Here is a 12,432-nt window from a genome sequence, read left to right as displayed (position 1 = left end):
GGCATGACTTTGGCAATGACCTTCAACGACCCGGCGGCGGGGCTGTCCGCGCAGGCGCTGCGTCGGCGCGCGGCCTTTGGCGCGGCGCGTCGCCATACGCGGTTGGTGCATCTCCTGCGCCGCCTGATTCCCGTCGCTTCAGTGGTCCTGGTGCTGGCGTTGGTCGTGGTGCCCTTCCTCTCGCCGCTCGGCGGCAAGCTGGCCAATGTCTCGGTCAGTTCCGTCGGCATCACCGGCGGCAAGGTCAAGATGGAGACGCCGAAGCTCTCCGGCTATCGCAAGGACAACCGGCCCTATCAGGTCACGGCCGTGAACGCCTTCCAGGAGATCAAGAACCCGACTCAGGTCGAGCTGCAGACCCTGACGGCGCGCATCCAGATGGAGCGCGAGGGCTGGGTGACGGTGAATGCGAAGACGGGCTTGTTCGACACGCAGAAGGAAAAGCTGCGCCTCGTCGACGACGTCAAGATCCGCACCGAGAACGGCCACGACATGCAGATGAAGACCGCAGATGTCGACTTCAAGGCCGGCACCGTGGTCTCGAAGGAACCCGTCAAGGTCAGCCTCGGCGAGACCACCGTCGATGCCGACACACTTGACGTGAAGAACAATGGCGAGTTGATCGCTTTCGAAGGGCGGGTGCGGGTCTTCATCCGGAACGCGCCAGCAGGTACGCTCGCCGGCCCCGAACGCGAGGGCAGCACTCCGATGCCGGAACTGCTGAACGCGAATCGGGTTCCCCCTGCGGATGGGGTGCCGGCAGGCGACGCCGGGAATGGGAAGAGACAGTGACATGACCAAGGTTGGCCAGATGCTCCGTTTCGCGCATGCCCGTGACGCCGCGCTGCTCCTTGTGGCGGGTTTCGCGCTCATCGGTGCGCCCCAGGCGGCTTTCGCGCAGGCGGCGCCCGCCAAGGCGCGCGGCGCCTCCTCGGCGCTGGGCGGGCTCGGCGGCGACAGCAAGGAACCGATCAAGATCGACGCCGACAAGCTCGACGTGCTCGACAAGGAGAACAAGGCGGTCTTCTCCGGCAATGTCGTGGCCGTGCAGGGCGAGACGACGGTTCGCTGCACGATCATGACCGTGCTCTACGAAGGTCGTGGTGGCCCGGGCGGAACTGCCGGCCGCCCGGCGACCCCGGCCCCGGCCCCGGCTCCCGCGGCGACGGGCGCGGCAGGGCAGGGCAATGACAGCTCGATCAAGCGCATCCTGTGCAAGGGGCCGGTCACCGTGGTCTCGAAGACGCAGGCTGCGACCTCCGACAATGCCGAGTTCGACCGGGCCAACAACGTCGTCATCATGACCGGCAACGTGGCCCTCAATGACGGGCCGAACATCACCCGCGGCGAGAAGCTGATCTACAACACCACCACCGGCGTCGCGAATGTCGAGAACCGGGGTGGGCGCGTGCAGGGCTTCTTCGTGCCGAATGCGGGCGACGCCAATAAGCCGGACGCCGCCAAGCCCGGCGCCAAGCCGGCTCAGCCGGCCCCGAAGCCCACCAACTGATCGTGCTGCAGTGACCGTTTCCGAAGCGCCTCGTCCCTCGGCCACGCCGGTGCGGCCGGCTCCGCGCCCGCAGCAGCCGGGCGCCTTCGGCCGTCTGCGCGGGTTGTTCGGCAAAAGCGATCAGGGCAGCGCAAGGCAGGCGCCTGCCGGCGTCGCCGCCATCGGCGGGGCAGGGGTCCTTGCCGTCGCTGGCCTGCGCAAGAGCTATGGTGGCCGCGCGGTCGTTTCCGATGCCAGTCTTCACCTGCGCCAGGGCGAGGCGGTCGGCCTGCTCGGCCCCAACGGCGCCGGCAAGACCACGATCTTCTACATGATCACCGGCCTCGTCGCGGCCGATGCCGGCGTCATCTCGCTCGAAGGCAACGACATCACCGCGCTGCCGATGTACCAGCGCGCCCGCCTCGGAATCGGCTACCTCCCGCAGGAAGCCTCGATCTTCCGCGGCCTGTCGGTCGAGGACAATATCCGCTCGGTGCTGGAAGTGGTCGAGCCCGACCGCAAGGCGCGCGAGCGCCAGCTCGACCAGCTGCTCGAAGAGTTCACCATCGCCCGCCTGCGCAAGGCGCCCTCGATCGCGCTGTCGGGCGGCGAGCGCCGCCGCTGCGAGATTGCCCGTGCGCTCGCCGGCAAGCCCTCCTTCATCCTGCTCGACGAGCCTTTCGCCGGCATCGACCCGATCGCGGTCGGCGACATCCAGGCGCTGGTGCGCCAGCTCACCGATCGCGGCATCGGCGTGCTGATCACCGACCACAACGTCCGCGAAACGCTCGGTCTGGTCGATCGCGCCTATATCATCCATTCCGGGCGCGTTCTGACCGAAGGCTCCCCGGCCGAGATCATCGCCAATCCGGACGTCCGGCGCGTCTATCTCGGTGAGGATTTCCGCCTCTGAGGCGCTGCGGCTGGCTTGCGAAGGCGCTTTTGTTGCGGCGCATCAATTTTCCGGCCGCAGACATGGCTGAGCCTTTGACGCGGCGGTGAGCCGGCGCTAGTGTCCCTTCCGCAAGCAAGAAGCGTGCCGATGGTGCGCGAGCGGGAAGGGCCTTTCGCGTATGGCGATGATGCCGCGCATGGAGCTGCGCCAGGGCCAGTCCCTGGTGATGACGCCGCAGCTGCTGCAGGCGATCAAGCTCCTGCAGCTCTCGCATCTCGAACTCCAGAATTTCGTCGAGGGCGAGCTGGAGCGCAATCCCTTGCTGGAACGCGATGAGGGGGCGGAGCAGCCGGCCCGCTCCGATGACGGCGATAGCCCTCACGCCGCCGATGCCGAAAGCTTCGCCAAGGCCGAGAGCCTGCATACGCAGGAGGGCATGGAAGGCCGGCTTGGTACCGGTCTCGACAACGTCTTCCAGAACGAGCAGCCGACAGTCGCCCGCAGCGAGGCGAACGGTGCCGACAGCCTGCCGATCGTCGGTGGCGCCTATGGCGCGACGGGTGGCTCCTTCGACGGCGATCCAGAGGGTTTCGAGAGCAGCCTGACGGCGGATGCCTCGTTGCACGATCATCTCGTCGCCCAGCTCGACCTTGCCGTCGTGACGCCGGCCGACCGCATCATCGGCCGCCATATCATTGATGCGGTCGATGACAGCGGCTATCTTGGCGAGCCCCTCGTGGAGATCGCCGAGCGCCTCGGCGTGGCCATCGACAGGGTCGAGACGGTCCTGCGCGTCGTCCAGGGCTTCGATCCCTCCGGCATCGCCGCCCGCGACGTCGCCGAGTGCCTCGCCATCCAGCTGCGCGATCGCAACCGCTTCGACCCGGCCATGCAGGTCTTGGTCGCGAACCTGCATCTCGTCGCCAAGCGCGATTTCGCCGCGTTGAAGCGCCTCTGCGGCGTCGATGACGAGGACATCGCCGACATGGTCGGGGAGATCCGCCGTCTCGACCCCAAGCCCGGCCGTGCCTTCGGTGGCTCGGCCGCCGAGACCGTGGTGCCGGATGTGTTCATCCGCGCCGCGCCGGACGGCTCCTGGCTGATCGACCTCAACCCCGATACCCTGCCGCGCCTGCTCGTCAACCAGACCTATCACGCGCGCGTCTCTCGGGCGGCCCGCAACGATGCGGACAAGGCCTTCATTGCCGAATGCCTGCAGACGGCGAACTGGCTGACCCGCTCGCTGGAGCAGCGTGCCCGGACGATCCTGAAGGTCGCGAGCGAGATCGTGCGCCAGCAGGACGGCTTCTTCGCCCATGGCGTCGAGCATCTGCGCCCGCTCAACCTCAAGACCGTGGCCGACGCCATCGGCATGCACGAATCGACCGTCTCGCGCGTGACCTCGAACAAATACCTGACCTGCTCGCGCGGGGTCTTCGAAATGAAATATTTCTTCTCGGCCGCGATCGCCGCGACCGGCTATGGCGAGGCGCATTCGGCGGAGGCCGTGCGCTTCCGGATCAAGCAGATGATCGACGACGAGAGCCCTTCGGCGGTTCTCTCGGATGATGCCATTGTGACCCGTTTGAAGGGCGGTGGCATCGATATCGCCCGGCGTACTGTGGCGAAATACCGCGAATCTCTGAGAATCCCGTCCTCGATGGAGCGGCGGCGCGAGAAGGTCGCGATGGCCGCGGCAGAACGCTGAGCGAATTTGTTCCAAAGGGCCCGCGCATGCGCGCCATGACTGCGCCGGCTCATTGACAACCCCGACTCCCGGTTCTTAGCTCCTAGGGATGGCCGAACTGGGCCATGGCTAAACCAAGGGGAAGCACTCCATGAGCTTGCGAATCTCCGGCAAGAATCTCGACGTCGGTGAGGCCCTGCGCGGTCAGGCCGAGGAGCGGGTCGCTGCGGCGGTCAGCAAATATTACGAGGGTGGCTATCAGGGCCATGTCACGGTCGACAAGGACGGCTCCGCCTTCCGGACCGACGGTGTCCTGCACCTCTCCTCCGGGATCACGCTGGAAGCCTCCGCCACCGCCCACGATCCCTATGCCAGCCTCGACAAGATGGCTGAGCGCATCGAGAAGCGGCTGCGACGCTACAAGCGACGGTTGAAGGACCGTTCGAGTGCCAATGGCCGCGATGTCGGAATCGAAATCCCCAGCTATGTGATCGCGGCCCCCGATGACGATGTTGAGGATTTCGACGGGGTTTCGGCTGGCGACAACCCGGTGATCGTCGCGGAATCGACCAAATCCCTGCATGTCAGGACGGTTAGCGACGCAGTGGCCGAGCTCGACCTGACCGGCGCGCCGGTCGTCGTCTTCCGCCACGCTGGCAATGGCCGCATGAACATCGTATATCGCCGCGGCGACGGTAATATCGGCTGGATCGACCCGCCGGCATCGCTGTCCTGAAGGCCGGCGGGCGATCCGCTCCGGCCGTCGAACCTGACCCGTGCCGACGCATTTCGGCCGGCACGGGACATGCATGGACGGGCGAATGACGCTGACCGATCTTCTGAGCCCCGCCGCGGTGATCTCGCCGCTGCGGGCCAACGGCAAGAAGCAGGCTCTGCAGGAGCTTGCCCAGCATGCCGCCACGCTGACGGGCCTGCCGGACCGGGAGCTGTTCGAAGCGCTGCTCCAGCGTGAGCGCCTCGGCTCGACCGGCATCGGCGAGGGTATCGCCATCCCGCACGGCCGGATGCCCGGCATCGACCGCCTCGTCGGGCTCTTCGCCCGCACCGAGAAGCCGATCGATTTCGACGCGCTCGATGGCCAGCCCGTCGACATCATCTTCGTCCTGATTGCGCCCGAGGGCGCTGGCGCCGACCATCTCAAGGCGCTCGCCCGTGTCGCGCGCGTGTTGCGCAACCAGTCCGTTCTGGAACAGGTCCGCAAGGTCCGCGATCCCTCGGCGATCTATGCGATCCTCGCCGAATCGGCGGCACAGGCAGCCTAGGCCCTGTTCTCGGCTTAAACGCATTAAAGACTGCTTGGACGATCCCGGCCGACGGGCTATGACCCCGGCTAGATCGGCGCCGCGTCTCTCATGCCCTGAACGCGGCGCGCCCTGTTTCGGAGCCGCTGGTCATGGCCTATACGCATGTCGATCTCTTCCCGCTCGGCGAGGATACGACGCCTTATCGCAAGCTCGGCAGCGAGGGTGTCAGCGTCGAGAAGATCGGCGACCGCGAGGTCCTGAGCGTTTCGCGCGAGGCGATCCGCCAGCTCTCCGAACAAGCCTTCATCGATATCAACCACCTGCTGCGTCCCGGCCATCTCGCCCAGCTCGGCAAGATCCTCGATGATCCCGAGGCGACCTCGAACGACAAGTTCGTCGCCTATGATCTCCTGAAGAACGCCAACATCGCGGCCGGCGGCGTGCTGCCGATGTGCCAGGACACCGGCACCGCGATCATCATGGGCAAGAAGGGCCGCAAGGTCTGGACCGATGGCGAGGACGAGGCGGCGCTCGGCGAGGGTGTGGCGGACGCCTATTTCAAGCGCAACCTGCGTTATTCGCAGCTCGCGCCGCTCTCGATGTTCGAGGAGAAGAACACCGCGACCAACCTGCCGGCGCAGATCGACATCTACGCCGAGGGTGAGGATGCCTACAAATTTCTCTTCGTCTGCAAGGGCGGTGGCTCGGCCAACAAGACCTTCCTCTACCAGGCGACGCCCTCGCTTCTCACCAAGGACCGCATGATGGCGTTCCTGAAGGAGAAAATCCTGACGCTGGGCACCGCCGCCTGCCCGCCCTACCATCTCGCCATCGTCATCGGCGGCACGTCGGCCGAGCAGAACCTGAAGACGGTGAAGCTCGCCTCGACCAAATATCTCGATGCGCTGCCGACCAAGGGCTCACCCAGCGGCCATGCCTTCCGCGACATCGAGATGGAGGAAGAGGTCCACAAGATGACGCAGGCGCTCGGCGTCGGCGCGCAGTTCGGCGGGAAGTATTTCTGCCACGATGTCCGCGTCATCCGCCTTCCGCGCCATGGCGCCTCATTGCCGATCGGGCTCGGCGTCTCCTGCTCGGCCGACCGTCAGGCCAAGGGCAAGATCACCAAGGACGGCATTTTCCTCGAGGCGCTGGAGACCGATCCGTCCAAGTACCTCCCGGATGTCGACGAGGCGAAGCTCGGCGGCGCGGTCGTCAAGATCGATCTCAACCAGCCGATGAGCGAAATCCTCGCCACGCTGTCGCGGCATCCGGTCAAGACGCGCCTGTCGCTGACCGGCACGATCGTCGTCGCGCGCGACCTCGCCCATGCCAAGATCCGCGAGCGGCTGGAGCGCGGCGAGGGCATGCCGGACTATTTCAAGAACCACCCGGTCTATTACGCCGGCCCGGCCAAGACGCCGGAGGGCTTCGCGTCCGGCTCCTTCGGCCCGACCACGGCCGGCCGCATGGATTCCTTCGTCGACCAGTTCCAGTCCTTCGGCGGCTCGATGGTGATGCTGGCCAAGGGCAACCGCTCGGCGGCGGTGCGCGAGGCCTGCAAGGCCCATGGCGGCTTCTATCTCGGCTCGATCGGCGGCCCGGCCGCGCGGCTTACGCAGGACTGCATCCGCAAGGTCGAGGTGCTCGAATATGCGGAGCTCGGCATGGAGGCGGTCTGGCGGATCGAGGTCGAGGATTTCCCGGCCTTCATCGTCATCGACGACAAGGGCAACGACTTCTTCAAGGAGCTGAACCTCGGATGAGGCTCGCGCTGACCTTGGCGGCGCTTCTGCTGGCCGCCCCGGCGCTGGCCCAGCAGCCGCGCCCGGCGACCTGCTCGCGCGATCTCTTCCAGAACGAAGCCGGCTTCCGCCAGCAGCAAACGCGGCTCGCCGGCGTGGCGAGCGCCGACCAGGCCACGCAGTGCCGGATCTTTCGCGAGCATGTCGCCTATCTCCAGAAGGCCCGCTCGGTCTTCGCCACCTGTCAGGATGGGCCGGAGCGCGCGCGCAACGTCGCGGAGATGGATTCCGAGCTGGTGAATTACCGCGCCCTGATCGCCAATCGCTGCGGCGGGCGGTGAGTTTGCGCCCAGCGACTGCCGCCGTCATGCTCGGGCTTGACCCGAGCATCTCCTGAAAGAGATTCTCGGGTCTGCGCTTCGCTCCGCCCGAGAATGACGGCCTCACCGCGCCACCGGCATTTCAAGCCCCGAAAGATTCTCCCATGACCGACCAGCAGCCACCGCTCCAGATCGCCGTCGTGCCGGTGACGCCGTTCCAGCAGAACTGCGCGATCGTCTGGGAGCCGAAATCCAACGAGGCGGCGATCGTCGATCCCGGCGGCGACGTCCCGCGCCTGCAGGCCGCGATCAAGGAACTCGGCGTCACGCCGGTCGCGATCTGGCTGACCCATGGCCATCTCGACCATGCCGGCGGCGCAACCGAACTGGCGCAGGCGCTGTCGATCCCGATCATCGGGCCGCATGAAGGCGACAAGCCCTTGCTCGACGCCTTGCCGGAGCAGGGCCTGCGCTTCGATATCCATGGCATGAAAGCCGTCGTGCCGACACGCTGGCTGAACGAGGGCGATACGGTTTCGCTTGGGGACCTGACCTTCGCGGTTGCGCATGTGCCCGGCCATTCGCCGGGCCATGTCACCTTTTTCCAGAAGGACCTGCGCTTCCTGCTGGCGGGCGACACCGTCTTCGCCGGCTCGATCGGCCGTACCGATTTTCCCTATGGCGACCATGAGGCGCTGATCTCCGGGATCAAGACCAAGCTGCTGCCACTCGGCGACGACGTCCAGTTCCTGCCCGGCCATGGACCAGCGAGCACGCTGGGCGAGGAGCGGCAGAACAACCCGTTCCTGCAAGGCTGAGAGAAAGCCGAAGCGTCATGCTCGCCCTTGTGGCGAACACGACATCGAACACATCGTCCGACGAAAGAAGTCGCGGGCGGCCGGCATCGGCTTGGCTGAGACGGAAACGAAAAGACCCGCAGCGGATGTCCGCTACGGGCCTCGGAATGAACCAACGGCCATGTCCTGAACGGGTGCGCGTACATCCGGCGTCAAACGTTCGGCTCATGGCCGTCTTCAACGGCGCTGGAGAGCTGTGGAACGCTCTCGACATCGCCGTGAGCCTGAGATGGGGAGGGCACGTCCCGATTACAAGCCCTCGCCTGAAAAAGATCGGCGCCACTCGTAGAGCACGTCCGGCTCGCCCTCTTCGTTGCGCTCGCCGTCGTTGAGATCGATCAGTCGGAAGCCGTGGCGCTCGTAGAAGGCGCGCGCAGCCGCGTTCCGCTGGAAGGTGAACAGGTGGAGCCGCTGCGGGCTCAGCTCTTTCGCCTTTGCGAGCAGCAATGAGCCGATGCCGCGCCGGAACTGGCCCGGCAGCAAATAGAGCTGGTCGAGGTCCTCGCCGTCGAGGCTGAGGAAGCCGAGGATGCGCCCGGCCTCCCGCGCGACCCAGGTCTCGCCGGTGGCGAGCCTGACATGCGCGATCCAACCCCGGACCTCGTCGTCGCTATGGACGCGACGCAGATAGGGAAGGGCCTCCGCGCGCGACGCCAGATAGAGCGATGCGATCTCCCCGGCATCGCCGGGAGAGGCGCGTTCGATCGTGATGGCCGGCGTCGCGCTCATGGTTTCAGAACTCAGGCGTCGAAGACGCCGAGCAGGAAGTCCTGCTTGCCGATCTGGAAGCCGTTCTGGCGCAGGATGTCGTAGGCCGTCGTGGCGTGGAAATAGAAGTTCGGGATGGCGAAGCGGGTGAGATAGGCCTCGCCGGTCATCGTCACGGTCGCCGACGGGCCGCGCGGGAAGGTGACCTCGCGACCAAGCCCGGCATCGAGCGTGGCGCTGTCAGCTGCGGCGATGAAGGCCAGCGTCTTGGCGATGCGCTCCTTCAGTTCCGGGAAGCTCTTTTCCTCATCGGGGAAGCGCGGGTTCTCGCCGCCCGACAGACGCGCGACCGCGTTCTTGGCGAAGTCGCAGCAGAGCTGGATCTGGCGGGTGAAGGCCAGCATGTCCGGCGCGAGCCGGGCGGAGAGCAGCACTTCCGGCTGGATCTTGCGGGTCTCGGCCTGGTCCACGGCCTTGTCGAGAATGGCGTCGAGCGCCTTGAGCGTCTGCACGAAGCCGGAAAGGGCGGCGGCCTTGACTGAGAGCGTCATGAATGTCCTCGGAAACGACAACGGGCCCGGAAAGGGCCCGCTGCGTGAAAGCTATAGAGGAGATTTTTCCGCGGCGCTCTGCGCCAGCAGATCAATCCTTCGCGCGCTCGACATAGGAGCCGTCGGCCGTCATCACGACGACGCGGGTGCCGACGCCGACATGCGGCGGCACGGCGCTGCGCACGCCGTTCGACAGGATCGCCGGCTTGTAGGAGGAGGAGGCCGTCTGGCCCTTCGTCACCGGCTCGGTCTCGACGACCTCGAGCGTGACGCGCTGCGGCAGTTCGATCGCGACGGCCTTGTCCTCGAACACCGAGAGCGAGACCTTCATGTTCTCCTGGAGATAGGGAGCGGCGTCGCCGATCACGTCCTTGTCGACCGGGATCTGGTCGTAGGTCTCCGGGTTCATGAAGACGTACTGCTCGCCGTCCTGATAGAGATAGGTGAAGTCGCGGTCCTCGACATAGGCGCGCTCGACCTGCTCGGTCGTCTTGTAGCGCTGGGTCATCTTGGTACCGTCGGAGATGCGGCGCATGTCGATCTGCGTCGTCGGGGTGCCCTTGCCGGGGAAGAAGCTCTCGGCCGAGATGACGGTGCAGAGATGTCCGTCCAGATCCAGGACGTTGCCCTTGCGGACGGAAGAGGCGATGACCTTGACCACGTGAATGTCCTTCTGGTGCGCAGCGTTGTCGCGCGCTATGCGAATTCCTGTCGCCGCGCAACTACCGCATTCGCGCGCGAAACGAAAGCTTTCCGACGCATTCCATGCGAGTTTCGATGAGTTCGTCCCCGACGCCGTTCTGGCGGCCCGATGTTCATGCCGACCGCCGCCCGGCCCTGCTGGCGCGCGGGCGGATCAAGACGGCGCTGTGGCGCTGGTTCGAGGCTCGCGACTTCACCGAGGTCGAGGCGGCGATCCTTCAACTCTCGCCCGGGAACGAGACGCACCTGCACGGCTTCGGCACGACGCTGATCGACAATGCCGCCGAGCCGCATCCCTATTACCTGCACACCTCGCCGGAATTCGCGGCCAAGAAGCTGCTCGCGGCCGGAGAGACGCGCATCTTCGATTTCGCCCGCGTCTTCCGCAACCGCGAGCGCACGGCCCTGCACCATCCCGAATTCACGATGCTGGAATGGTATCGCGCCGGCGAGGACTATGAGGCGCTGATGCAGGATTGCGCGGCGCTGCTGGCTGAAGCCGCGCATGCCGCCGGCACCACCATGCTGCGCTGGCGCGGCATCGAGGCCGACCCCTTCGCCGAGCCCGAGCGCCTGACCTTGCAGGAAGCCTTCAGGCGCCATGCCGGCATCGACCTGCTGCGCACGGTGACCGCGGATCACGACGTAGATCGCGGCGGGCTCGCCGCCGATGCGGTCGAGGCCGGCATCCGTGTCGCCGCCGACGATACCTGGTCCGACATCTTCAGCCGCATCCTCTCCGAACGCATCGAACCGCATCTCGGTCGCGGCCGTGCCACGATCCTTTGCGAATACCCGATCAGCGAGGCCGCGCTGGCCCGGCCGAAGCCGGGCGATCCGCGCGTGGCCGAGCGCTTCGAGCTCTATGCCTGCGGCGTCGAGCTCGCCAATGCCTTCGGCGAGCTCACCGATCCGGCCGAGCAGCGCCGCCGTTTCGAGGCCGATATGGACGAGAAGGAGCGCATCTATGGCGAGCGCTATCCTGTCGACGAGGATTTCCTGGCGGCACTGGCGCTGATGCCGGCCGCTTCCGGCATTGCGCTCGGCTTCGACCGGCTCGTCATGCTCTGCGTGGGCGCGCGCCGGATCGAGGATGTGCTCTGGACGCCGGTCGCGGAACCGGGCAGGGGAAGGGCATGACCGTTCACCAGCCTCCCGGTGGCCAGCCTTTGCGCAGCATCGACGCGCTCGTCGAGGCCGGTCTTGCTGCGCCCGCGCGCCGCGAGGCACTGCAAAAGGTGGCGGAGCGCTATGCCGTCTCGGTGACGCCGGCCGTCGCGGATTTGATCGATCCCACCGACCCCACTGATCCGATCGCGCGCCAGTTCATCCCTGATGCCGCCGAGCTTGTGACCCTGCCGCAGGAGCTGGCCGACCCGATCGGCGACGATGCCCATTCCCCCGTCGAGGGCGTGGTCCATCGCTATCCGGATCGCGCTTTGCTCAAGCTCGTCCATGCCTGCCCGGTCTATTGCCGCTTCTGCTTCCGGCGCGAGATGGTCGGCCCCGGCGGCGATGCCTTGACCGGCGCGAAGCTCGATGCCGCGCTTGCCTATCTCGCTTCCCGGCCGGAGATCTGGGAGGTGATCATGACCGGTGGCGATCCCTTCATCCTCTCCGCCCGCCGCGTCCGCGAGGTGGCGAAGCGCCTGGCCAGCATCCCGCATATCAAGGTCGCGCGTTGGCACACTCGCGTGCCCGTCGTCGATCCCGGCCGGATCACGCCCGATTATGCGAAGGCGCTGCGCATTCCCGGCAAGGCGAGCTATATCGCCATCCACGCCAACCATCCGCGCGAGTTCACCGACGAGGCCCGCGCCGCCATCGCGACGCTCGCCGATGCCGGCCATGTCCTGCTGAGCCAGTCCGTGCTGCTCAAGGGCGTCAATGCCGATGTCGAGACGCTGGGCGCCCTGATGCGCGCCTTCGTCGAGAACCGCATCAAGCCCTATTACCTGCACCACCCCGATCTCGCGCCCGGCACCTCGCATTTCCGTTTGACGCTGGAAGAGGGGCAGGCGCTGGTCAAAAGCCTGCGCGGCAACCTTTCCGGGTTGTGCCAGCCGACCTATATCCTCGACATTCCCGGCGGCGCCGGCAAGATTCCGGTCGGCCCCGCCTTCCTCTCCGGCTGCGAGACGCCGGGCGTGGAGGCGGTCGCCGAAGACCGTCACGGCGGGCAGCATCGCTACCCGCCCGCCTGAGACCTGAGG

Annotated in this window: 14 protein-coding genes; 11 read left to right on the top strand and 3 right to left on the bottom strand. The window is 66.5% G+C overall.

Annotation, left to right across the window (positions count from 1 at the left end):
• Nucleotides 1–15: 15 nt before the first annotated feature.
• From lptC to AC3WMA_RS06335, 9 genes are all read left to right on the top strand, one after another.
• Nucleotides 16–792, top strand: a complete 777-nt coding sequence (lptC, locus tag AC3WMA_RS06375) for an LPS export ABC transporter periplasmic protein LptC (protein ID WP_492284523.1) — start codon at nt 16–18, stop codon at nt 790–792.
• A 1-nt stretch (nt 793) separates the two neighbouring features.
• A complete protein-coding gene (locus tag AC3WMA_RS06370) occupies nt 794–1,510 on the top strand; it encodes an LptA/OstA family protein (protein ID WP_492284522.1) in 717 nt (238 codons plus the stop codon).
• A 10-nt stretch (nt 1,511–1,520) separates the two neighbouring features.
• On the top strand, nt 1,521–2,402 hold the full coding sequence (gene lptB / locus AC3WMA_RS06365; protein WP_492284521.1) for an LPS export ABC transporter ATP-binding protein: 882 nt from the start codon (nt 1,521–1,523) through the stop codon (nt 2,400–2,402).
• Nucleotides 2,403–2,562: 160 nt separating this feature from the next.
• Nucleotides 2,563–4,092 (top strand): RNA polymerase factor sigma-54, encoded by a 1,530-nt coding sequence (gene rpoN, locus AC3WMA_RS06360; RefSeq protein ID WP_492284520.1) that lies wholly within the window; start codon nt 2,563–2,565, stop codon nt 4,090–4,092.
• Nucleotides 4,093–4,222: 130 nt separating this feature from the next.
• Nucleotides 4,223–4,807 carry a ribosome hibernation-promoting factor, HPF/YfiA family gene (gene hpf / locus AC3WMA_RS06355; RefSeq protein WP_492284519.1) on the top strand — a complete coding sequence of 195 codons (585 nt, stop codon included), beginning with the start codon at nt 4,223–4,225 and terminating at the stop codon, nt 4,805–4,807.
• A gap of 85 nt (nt 4,808–4,892) precedes the next feature.
• The gene (gene ptsN, locus AC3WMA_RS06350) at nt 4,893–5,354 is read left to right on the top strand and encodes a PTS IIA-like nitrogen regulatory protein PtsN (RefSeq protein ID WP_336809999.1); all 462 of its coding nucleotides are present in this window, start codon (nt 4,893–4,895) and stop codon (nt 5,352–5,354) included.
• A 131-nt stretch (nt 5,355–5,485) separates the two neighbouring features.
• Nucleotides 5,486–7,102, top strand: a complete 1,617-nt coding sequence (locus AC3WMA_RS06345; RefSeq protein WP_492284518.1) for a fumarate hydratase — start codon at nt 5,486–5,488, stop codon at nt 7,100–7,102.
• Nucleotides 7,099–7,422, top strand: a complete 324-nt coding sequence (locus tag AC3WMA_RS06340; protein WP_492284517.1) for a hypothetical protein — start codon at nt 7,099–7,101, stop codon at nt 7,420–7,422. Before AC3WMA_RS06345 ends, AC3WMA_RS06340 begins: the two co-directional genes overlap by 4 nt.
• A gap of 143 nt (nt 7,423–7,565) precedes the next feature.
• Nucleotides 7,566–8,219, top strand: coding sequence for an MBL fold metallo-hydrolase (locus AC3WMA_RS06335; protein ID WP_492284516.1), 654 nt, complete (start codon nt 7,566–7,568; stop codon nt 8,217–8,219).
• A 288-nt stretch (nt 8,220–8,507) separates the two neighbouring features.
• Here AC3WMA_RS06335 and AC3WMA_RS06330 read toward each other — a convergent pair whose 3' ends face one another.
• The 3 genes from AC3WMA_RS06330 to efp form a co-directional block, all read right to left on the bottom strand.
• Nucleotides 8,508–8,987: a GNAT family N-acetyltransferase gene (locus AC3WMA_RS06330; RefSeq protein WP_492284515.1), complete on the bottom strand. Its 480-nt coding sequence runs from the start codon at nt 8,985–8,987 to the stop codon at nt 8,508–8,510.
• Nucleotides 8,988–8,998: 11 nt separating this feature from the next.
• Nucleotides 8,999–9,517, bottom strand: coding sequence for a DUF1993 domain-containing protein (locus AC3WMA_RS06325; protein ID WP_492284514.1), 519 nt, complete (start codon nt 9,515–9,517; stop codon nt 8,999–9,001).
• 91 nt (nt 9,518–9,608) lie between these two features.
• Complete coding sequence (efp, locus tag AC3WMA_RS06320; protein ID WP_306226669.1) at nt 9,609–10,178, bottom strand: elongation factor P; 570 nt, start codon at nt 10,176–10,178, stop codon at nt 9,609–9,611.
• A gap of 116 nt (nt 10,179–10,294) precedes the next feature.
• Here efp and epmA point away from each other — a divergent pair, with 116 nt between their 5' ends.
• A complete protein-coding gene (gene epmA / locus AC3WMA_RS06315; RefSeq protein ID WP_492284513.1) occupies nt 10,295–11,359 on the top strand; it encodes an EF-P lysine aminoacylase EpmA in 1,065 nt (354 codons plus the stop codon).
• Nucleotides 11,356–12,423: a lysine-2,3-aminomutase-like protein gene (locus AC3WMA_RS06310; protein WP_492284512.1), complete on the top strand. Its 1,068-nt coding sequence runs from the start codon at nt 11,356–11,358 to the stop codon at nt 12,421–12,423. Before epmA ends, AC3WMA_RS06310 begins: the two co-directional genes overlap by 4 nt.
• Nucleotides 12,424–12,432: the final 9 nt, after the last annotated feature.

This window comes from Allobosea sp. FW305-C-101, from assembly GCF_058783685.1.
The sequence above is the reverse complement of the archived record's forward strand: the minus strand, read 5'-3'. Positions and strand labels throughout refer to the sequence as shown.

What these genes read in the sequence shown, in the direction of transcription:
- lptC (WP_492284523.1), top strand. Translation starts at nt 16, where the DNA reads ATGACCTTCAACGACCCGGCGGCGGGGCTGTCCGCGCAGGCGCTGCGT.
- AC3WMA_RS06370 (WP_492284522.1), top strand. Translation starts at nt 794, where the DNA reads ATGACCAAGGTTGGCCAGATGCTCCGTTTCGCGCATGCCCGTGACGCC.
- rpoN (WP_492284520.1), top strand. Translation starts at nt 2,563, where the DNA reads ATGGCGATGATGCCGCGCATGGAGCTGCGCCAGGGCCAGTCCCTGGTG.
- hpf (WP_492284519.1), top strand. Translation starts at nt 4,223, where the DNA reads ATGAGCTTGCGAATCTCCGGCAAGAATCTCGACGTCGGTGAGGCCCTG.
- ptsN (WP_336809999.1), top strand. Translation starts at nt 4,893, where the DNA reads ATGACGCTGACCGATCTTCTGAGCCCCGCCGCGGTGATCTCGCCGCTG.
- AC3WMA_RS06345 (WP_492284518.1), top strand. Translation starts at nt 5,486, where the DNA reads ATGGCCTATACGCATGTCGATCTCTTCCCGCTCGGCGAGGATACGACG.
- AC3WMA_RS06340 (WP_492284517.1), top strand. Translation starts at nt 7,099, where the DNA reads ATGAGGCTCGCGCTGACCTTGGCGGCGCTTCTGCTGGCCGCCCCGGCG.
- AC3WMA_RS06335 (WP_492284516.1), top strand. Translation starts at nt 7,566, where the DNA reads ATGACCGACCAGCAGCCACCGCTCCAGATCGCCGTCGTGCCGGTGACG.
- AC3WMA_RS06330 (WP_492284515.1), bottom strand. Translation starts at nt 8,987, where the DNA reads ATGAGCGCGACGCCGGCCATCACGATCGAACGCGCCTCTCCCGGCGAT.
- AC3WMA_RS06325 (WP_492284514.1), bottom strand. Translation starts at nt 9,517, where the DNA reads ATGACGCTCTCAGTCAAGGCCGCCGCCCTTTCCGGCTTCGTGCAGACG.
- epmA (WP_492284513.1), top strand. Translation starts at nt 10,295, where the DNA reads ATGAGTTCGTCCCCGACGCCGTTCTGGCGGCCCGATGTTCATGCCGAC.
- AC3WMA_RS06310 (WP_492284512.1), top strand. Translation starts at nt 11,356, where the DNA reads ATGACCGTTCACCAGCCTCCCGGTGGCCAGCCTTTGCGCAGCATCGAC.